Origin of the sequence: Tsuneonella troitsensis (assembly GCF_001441535.1) — a bacterium.
In the GTDB taxonomy this organism is placed as follows: Bacteria; Pseudomonadota; Alphaproteobacteria; order Sphingomonadales; family Sphingomonadaceae; genus Tsuneonella; species Tsuneonella troitsensis.
Genome location: NZ_LMAU01000004.1, coordinates 359,005 through 366,857, shown reverse-complemented (window position 1 = coordinate 366,857; position 7,853 = coordinate 359,005). Strand labels below are relative to the sequence as shown.

5 protein-coding genes are annotated in these 7,853 nt (G+C 62.7%); 3 read left to right on the top strand and 2 right to left on the bottom strand.

Annotation, left to right across the window (positions count from 1 at the left end):
* Window positions 1–364: 364 nt before the first annotated feature.
* Complete coding sequence (locus AR323_RS11480) at window positions 365–2,185, bottom strand: serine hydrolase domain-containing protein (RefSeq protein WP_057884094.1); 1,821 nt, start codon at window positions 2,183–2,185, stop codon at window positions 365–367.
* Between the two features lie 228 nt (window positions 2,186–2,413).
* On the opposite strand from AR323_RS11480, the gene AR323_RS11475 reads away from it, so the two are divergent.
* The 3 genes from AR323_RS11475 to AR323_RS11465 are packed head-to-tail and all read left to right on the top strand — an operon-like array spanning window position 2,414 to window position 6,398.
* Entirely contained in the window at window positions 2,414–4,501 is a 2,088-nt protein-coding gene (locus AR323_RS11475; RefSeq protein ID WP_057884093.1) for a TonB-dependent siderophore receptor, read from the top strand.
* A complete protein-coding gene (locus AR323_RS11470; RefSeq protein WP_057884092.1) occupies window positions 4,501–5,079 on the top strand; it encodes a hypothetical protein in 579 nt (192 codons plus the stop codon). Before AR323_RS11475 ends, AR323_RS11470 begins: the two co-directional genes overlap by 1 nt.
* On the top strand, window positions 5,076–6,398 hold the full coding sequence (locus AR323_RS11465; RefSeq protein WP_057884091.1) for a PepSY-associated TM helix domain-containing protein: 1,323 nt from the start codon (window positions 5,076–5,078) through the stop codon (window positions 6,396–6,398). The genes AR323_RS11470 and AR323_RS11465 overlap by 4 nt, the downstream gene beginning before the upstream one ends.
* Window positions 6,399–6,437: 39 nt before the next feature.
* On the opposite strand, the gene AR323_RS11460 is transcribed toward AR323_RS11465, so the two are convergent.
* A complete protein-coding gene (locus AR323_RS11460; RefSeq protein WP_057884090.1) occupies window positions 6,438–7,853 on the bottom strand; it encodes an alpha,alpha-trehalose-phosphate synthase (UDP-forming) in 1,416 nt (471 codons plus the stop codon).

Below are 7,853 nucleotides of genomic sequence, written 5' to 3'. Positions count from 1 at the left end.
GGTGGGTGAATTCCCTGTTCCGGGCGCAGGGAATTGGCATCAGGAAATGGCGGAATTCCGCGGGTTATAGGCGATCTACATTGACCGGATCAGCCCGGAAAATGTCAATTTCCCTGTAGATTCCCTGTATTTCAGGGAAAACAGCGTAGAGACCGGTTCGCTCGCGACTGCGTCGCGCACCAGTCTTTCAGCAGGGAAGTCCAGTGGGTTAAGCGCAAGGGACTCTCGGCTAGGTCTGCCGCTTGGGGCCTGTTTGGGGCAATTTGCGTAGGAAATTCGGCTTTACCCACAGTATACCCACATTAGGTTGGATGACCTGCGTTCTCCCAGCACAATCATGTCGTGACGAGAGGTCCATGAAAGATCATCGACGCTTTGCATAGCGCACGCCTTTGACCCTTGAATCGTCCAGAACGAGTCCTGTGATCTCGCCGGCTTCATTCCGCTCAAACTTCGCGACATATGTGCCGGGGAGGCGAAGTTCGTCCTTGTTTGCCGTGGGGGTAATTGCTTCCTCGGGAAAGCCGGAACTCGCGAGCAGCAGGCGCTCGTTTTCGGCACGAAGGTACAGGGTCGCCTCGACCCTCTCGCCGACATACACGCCAGAATAAGGCTGCAGATCTGCGGCAGTTAGTTGCGCGGGGATCGTAAGTCTCAGATCTGGCCCACCCGACTCCCCGGTGGGCGCGTCCCACGAGGACAGGACGACCTCATCGCCGTCACGCTTGAAAGCGACGATAAACTGAACATCTTCTACATAGGTTTCGAATAGGCCTTCCCCGATCGGTCTCAGCGCCGGAAAGGCGGCCCTTCCACGAGGGGTCACAACCAAACTCCCATCAACGAGAGAAACGTCCACGGGACCAATTCCCGGTGCGCGGTAGTCGCCAGTAAGGGCTGCAAGTTCAGAAGCCGGCACTGTGACCGTGGGCTGGCCGGGAGGAATTATTGGCCGATCCGTTGAAGCCGACCTTTGTCCTTCTTGGCTGTCAGGGCTCCCGGCAAACATCCAGACGAGCTCCGGTCCGAATTGCCACATATCGTCGTAAGCATTGCATAACGTCGCTACGGATATGTCGTGGTCTGGTGCTTGGACGAGATAGTTGAAGTCGCCCACTCCGCGATATTCAATGAGTGGGATGCCCTTGTGCGTTCGCCGATACTTACCGAACACAAACCCGCTCGTGCCGTCGTCGTCGGCCTTGGCGGTAGCTGCCCCATCCTCGAGCGGTTGCAGAAGCTCCCGTATGGACAGCTGGTTCTCTCTCAGCGCCCGATCCCAAACGATCAGATCGTCGAGGCTTGTCGTAACTGAAATGCCTCCGACGGGGGAGACCCGGTAGCGCAGCACCTTTCGAGAACCCCCGGCTGAAAATTCATGGAAAAGGGCATGGTTCGGGACGACTTGGGACTGGTCGAAGCCCATGCGGGTCGACTTCATTCCCAAAGGCGAAAAAAGGCGGTCACGCAGAAACCCATCGAGGGACTTTCCGCTAACCCGTTCTACGACTATCTTCAACAGCGCATAGTCGGTGTTGGAGTACATCTCTCCCTTGCCGGGTTCGAAGCCTAGCTGTCCCCAATGCGAAAGCATCCGGAAGAATTCGTCCTCCGAAAGCCGGTCGCGAATGTCGAAGCCCGGTCCTGCCAGCACCCCGTAATCTGCAAGCCCGCTGGTGTGGTGGATCAGGTTCCGAATTGTGACGTCGCGCGCATATTCGGGGACATCCGGCACGTAGCGGCGGACCGTCGAGTCGAGCGATATAGCCTGATCTCGCGCCAGCATCCCGATCGCTACGGCCAGGAACACTCGAGCCTCAGAATAGGGTATCCACGAGCTTGTGGTGCTTTTCATGGGCACGCCCAATGCAGGGTCGGCCATGCCGTAACTCTTCAGGAAAGCCACTTTTCCGGACTGGATGACTGCCACGCTGCATCCTGGCGTGGTCTCGCTGTCATATCGCTTGAAGAGTGCGTCGATGTCCTTCGCCGAGGGCGCGGGCAACGGTGTTTGAGCACTCCCTGAGACGCTGGCATACGCCGTGATCTGCGTCGCATTCCGAGCGCGATCTGCGCCTTCATCCGCCGCACTCTCCATATCCTGGGCGACAGCGTTGGTGCCGCAGGCAAGGAGTAGTGCTGCGCCGATGCAGGGAATCATCGATTTCGAAAAACTGATCGCCATTCCGGAATATCCCTTCGTTCGCTTGCACGATGGCCGGGTGACACGATGCCGAGCCCAGGCTTGTACTTCCAATGCGCGACCGTGTGATTTTCCGGCGTCCAGAGTGCCCCAAGCTTCGAGAATTGGCACCCATCATTTTTCTTAGCCCGAAAAAATCTCATTGAGACTTGCGAATGCGAATGATTCGCAATAGCGACGGACTATCGATCGTGATGGGGTGTCCAGACAATGCGAGTTCTCAAGTCCGCTTTCCTTTGTGCCGGTGCCCTCGTTCCGGTCGCGGCCCATGCCGAAAATGCTTCGGCGGACGCAGAGCAGCGGGTCATCGTCGTGACGGGCGCGCGGGAAGAAACCACCACCGCGACCAAGACCGACACGCCGATTCTCGAAACGCCGCAGCCGATTACGGTGATCGACGACGAGCTTTTCCTGGCGCAGGGTGCGGTCAGCGTGGGCGACACGCTCAACTACGTGTCCGGTGTCACCGCCAATCCTTATGGCCCCGACAGCCGGGTCGACGGAGCGTTCGTGCGTGGGATCAACGCACTCCAGTTCCGTGACGGAATGCGCGACATCTTCAGTTTCTACGCGAGCATTCGCGCCGACCTCTACAACTTCGACCAAGTCGAACTCGTCCGCGGTCCGGCCTCGGTCCTGTTTGGACAGGGCGCGCTCGGCGGGATCGTCAACCTCGTGTCGAAGCGACCCGAGTTCGAATCCGAGGGCGAGATTTCAATGCGATACGGGTCGTTTGATCGCAAGGAAGCGCTCGTCGACCTCACCGGCCCTCTGGGTGATGCGGTCGCAGGTCGGATCGTTGCGCGCGTGCGCGATTCCGACACGCAGACCGATTTCGTGCCCGACGACCGCGTGATGGTGTCGCCGTCGATCACGTTCAGGCCTTCGCCCGACACCGATTTCACGCTGATCGGCCTCTACCAGGAAGACGACGGCGGCTCGACGTCGCAATTCCTCCCGCTGGTCGGCACAATCCTGCCCAATCCCAATGGACGGCTGCCCAACGACTTGTTCGTCGGCAAGCCCGGATGGGATCGCTACGACGGCCGCCTGCTGCAGGGTACCGCGCTGTTCGAGCACCGTTTCGGGGACACGGCGCGGCTCAATCTGAAGGCGCGCTACATCGACAGCGACCTGACGTATTTCACGCACTACCCAGACAATTACACCAATCCTGCCAATCCCTTCCTAGACGCCGACCAGCGCATCATGGGTCTCTACGTCGACGGAAGTATCGCGCGGATGGAGATATTCTCTACCGACAACAACGTAGAATTCGACTTCAACACAGGGTCGGAGGTGAAGCACAGCGTGCTGGCCGGGGTAGACTACAGCTTCAACTCGGTCCGCAAGACCGGCGGGTTCGCGTACGAGACGTTCGACATCTACGATATCGATTACGCCGCATTGTCGGACTACGGCGGCGGCCTGCCGACCCCGACCTATGTTGCCGAAGACGTCGATCAGGATCAGGTCGGCGTGTACCTGCAGGACCAGATTCGTTTCTTCGACCGCTTTTCGGTCGTGCTGGGTGCGCGCCGCGACTGGACGAGCGCGCAGAGCATGGGCGGTCCCACCCGGTACGATGCGGCGACGACCTTCCGCGCAGGCATCATCGGCGAAGTCGTGCGCGGCGTGTCGCCGTTCTTCAGCTATACCGAAAGCTTCGAACCCATCGCCGGGACCGCGAGCGACGGCAGCGCCTTCATCCCCAAGGCCGGCCACCAGTTCGAAGCCGGGGTGAAATTCCACCCGGCGGATTCCATCCTGCTGACGGTTACCGGATACCGGATCAGGGAGACCAACCGCCCGGTTTCGGACGACACCACTCCCGACCCCTTCGACCAAGTGCAATTGGGATCGCTGACCTCGAAAGGCATTGAGTTCGAGGGGACGGCCGCGCTTCCCGGCGACCTCAACGTGATCGCTGCCGCCAGCTACAACGAGGCGGAGCTCGACGGCACGGGTCGCCAGCTCGACAACGTGCCCAAGTTCAATGCGTCGCTCTGGGCCACGAAGGGCATCCCGCTCGGGCCCGACACTTCGCTGCTGCTGGGCGGCGGGGTGCGCCATGTGGGTGCCAACCGATCCTACGGCCCGGCGTTTCCGGACGGTATCGTCACGCCGGCGTTCACCCTGGTCGATGCGCTGGCCGAGGTGGCGTATGCCAACTGGAGCCTCGCCCTCAACGCGACCAACCTGTTCGACAAGCGCTACTACTCGGCCTGCCTGGCGCGCGGCGACTGCTTCATGGGCAGCGAGCGCAACATCATGGGCACCGTGAGCTACCGGTTCTGATGGCGCAGGAGGGTCTCCTTCTGACGGGTGCGATCGCGGCGATCGCCGCGATCGGAGTGCTGCGCCTGTCGTGGGGCCGGGATCACCGGTCGGCGACGCTCAACACCGCGGGATGGGCGTTGCTCGGCGGCGGGACGGTCGCGGGCTGGCTGGCTGCCGGTGCCTGGGGAGCGACCGTCGTGTCGTTGTGGGCGATGGGCGCGGCGCTCGTCTGCCTTGCTGCAGCCGCGTGGATTTCACCGCCGGCCCGGCGCGCTGCGTCGAAGCGCCGTGCAGGCGTGCTTCCCGAAGGCGACGAGCCGCTGGGGCTGGGGCGGCGCGCAGCCACGTTCCTGCTTGTCGCCGGCGCAGGGCTGGTGTCGTCGATCGCGCTGGGGATCGCGGCGCACTGGCTGGCGCTGGCAATGGGTGCGAGCGAGGCCGATGCGAACGTGATCGCGCTGTTCACCGTCCCGGTCGCCTGGACGATCCTGGCCTTCGCCGTTCTGATGTCGACGACCCGCAAGCGCCAGGTTGCCATCCTTGTTGCGCCCCTGATCGCCGCCCTGCCATCCATCGCCAGCGGGAGCCTGCTGTGACCCGACCAATCGAAGCCACTACCGTCAAGAAATCGCTCTCCGCCCATGCAGCCATCGGCCTGCTCGCCAGCGCGCTGCTCTACATCGTGTCGTTAACCGGATCGGTGGCGGTCTTCTATCAGGAGCTGCAGCGGATCGAGCAGCCCGGCGCGCCGGAAATGGCGACGCTTACCCCCCAGGCCGCGCAGCGCGGGGTGGAAGCCGTGCTGGCGACCGAAGCCGGAAAGCCGACCACGACGCACCTCTACGTCCATATGCCGATCGAGGACCTGCCGCGTGCAACCGTCACGACCGACACGCAGGCGTTCCATCTCGATGCCGATGGAGCGATCGCGGGCCCGGAGCAGATCGCCTGGTCCGATTTCCTCGTCAAACTGCACTACACGCTGAACCTGCCGGCGTTGTGGGGTATTACGATCGTCGGCATTCTGGGCGTGATGATGCTTGCGCTGACGGTCAGCGGCGTCGGCGCGCACCCCCGCATCTTCCGGGACGCATTCCGGCTCCGCGCGCGTAGCGGCAACGGCGCGGGCATCACCGACTGGCACAATCGTCTGAGCGTGTGGACGCTGCCGTTTTCGGTCGCGATCGCGTTCACGGGCGCGATGATCGGGCTGGCCACGGTGACCGCCTATGCACTCGCGGAAACGCGCTACGATGGCGAAGTCGAAGCGGTCTACGGTCCGATCTTCGGTGAGGAGGGAGCGGCCGATCCGGCCCCCGCGCCGGTGCCCAATGTCGCCGCCGCACTACAGCACATGCGTAGCGAATATCCGCATGTCCGCGTCACCTATGCGATCCTCCACGATCCGTTGACGAAGGGCCAGCACGTCCAGATCGTGGGCGAGCATGACAAGCGCCTCATCTTCGGCGAGTACTACGGTTTCGACGCGCAAGGGCGTTTCCATCATACCGCGGGCATGGCGGACGGCACGCTTGGTCAGCAGGCGGCCGCCTCGACCTACAAGCTGCATTTCGGAACCTTCGGCGGCTTGCCGGTGAAGCTGGCCTACCTCGTGTTCGGGATCGCGCTGACGGCGATCTGCGCGACGGGGACCTACATGTGGCTGGGCAAGCGCGCCCGGCGCGGAATCCATTCGCCGCGAATGACGCGTGCGTGGCACGGTGTCGTGGTCGGAACGCCGGTGGCCCTGCTGGCCACGGCGACTGCGCGGATCGTCGCGGGCAACGACTTCCCGTTCGCGCTTGGATTTTGGGTCGTCTTCGCGGCCATCGTGACGGTCGCCGCCTTGAGCGCGAAGGGCAGCAACGCTCGGGCACAGCACTGGGAGGCAGGGGTTCCGGGCACCGTTCGCTGATGCGGGATTTGCGGCGACGCAACGCGTGCCACGGATCCGTCAATGCACCGCGGTAAGTCCCTTCGAGGCGCCGGAGGGCGCGGCCGACAAGTCGGCGAGGATATCGCGCGTCCAGGTCTGCACGTTCTCGTCCCGAACGCATTCGAACATGGGTTTCCAGCGGGCCTTGCGCTCGTCCAGCGGCATGTCGAGCGCAAGGCGGATGTTGTGCGCGATATCGTCGGGGCTGTGGGGATTAACCAGCAAAGCCCCTTTCAGCTGCTGTGCCGCTCCCGCGAACCGGCTCAGGATCAGAACCCCCGGGTCGGCGGGATCCTGCGCCGCGACGTATTCCTTCGCGACCAGGTTCATGCCGTCGCGTAGCGGCGTGACCAGCCCGATCTTGCACGCGTGGAACGCCCCGTAGAGTTCCGCGGGCGAATGCCCCTGGTTGACGTACCTTACCGGAACCAGGTCGATACTGCTGTGTGCGCCGTTGATCTGGCCGGCCTTCTGCTCGAGCAGCGCGCGTATCTGCTGGTAGCTGTCGATATCCTCGCGGCTCGGCGGGGCGATCTGGATGAACACGAGGTCGCGGACCCTGTCGGGATGCCTCTCGAAGAAGCGACTGATCCCATCGAGACGTTCGGGCAGACCCTTCGAATAATCGAGCCGGTCCACCCCGATCATTGCGGTCCGGCGGCGCGTGCTCGATAGCACGCGCTGGGCGGTCTGGCGCGCTTCGCCGGTCCGGCCCTGCGACGTGAAGTGGTCGAAATCGATTCCGATCGGATAAGCCTTGGCAATGACCGAGCGACCATCGATCGAAATCCGGTTCGTCGACGGGTCGACATCGGCCCCAAGTTCCGTGCGGCAGTAATCCAGAAAGCTGTCGAGCCATTCGTCGCACTGGAAGCCGATGACATCGTACGACAGCAGCGATCGGACCAAACGCTGGTGGTAGGGAAGCGAAACGAACAGCTGCGTCGGCGGCCAGGGGATATGGAGGAAGAAGCCCATCCGGTTCCGACAGCGGCGCCTGCGCAACGCGTCTCCCAATGGGATGAGATGATAGTCGTGGACCCAGATCTGATCGTCCGCAGCGATCAGTGGCGCGACGCTATCTGCGAACCGCTCGTTCACGCGTTCGTACCCGATCGCGGTCAGTCGCTCGTATTCGGTAAGGTCCATCCGGTAGTGGAACAGCGGCCAGAGCGTCGAATTGGCGTAACCGTAATAGTATTCGGCAACGTCCTGCGGGGTGAGATCGATGGTCGCCATCGTGACACCATCGGCCTCGATCAGGTGGGGCTCCGTCGAGGGTTGCTCGCTTTCCTTGCCGGACCACCCGAACCACAGTCCGCCCGCATCCTTCAACGCAGCATTGAGAGCCCCTGCCAGACCGCCTTGAGCCCCGGCGGCACCCCGAGCTGTCGGGATGGCGACGCGGTTCGATATGACGACGAGGCGGCTCAC

Bases quoted from the DNA above. Each gene is read 5' to 3' on its own strand.
- AR323_RS11470 (WP_057884092.1), top strand. From the start codon at position 4,501: ATGGCGCAGGAGGGTCTCCTTCTGACGGGTGCGATCGCGGCGATCGCC.
- AR323_RS11475 (WP_057884093.1), top strand. From the start codon at position 2,414: ATGCGAGTTCTCAAGTCCGCTTTCCTTTGTGCCGGTGCCCTCGTTCCG.
- AR323_RS11480 (WP_057884094.1), bottom strand. From the start codon at position 2,185: ATGGCGATCAGTTTTTCGAAATCGATGATTCCCTGCATCGGCGCAGCA.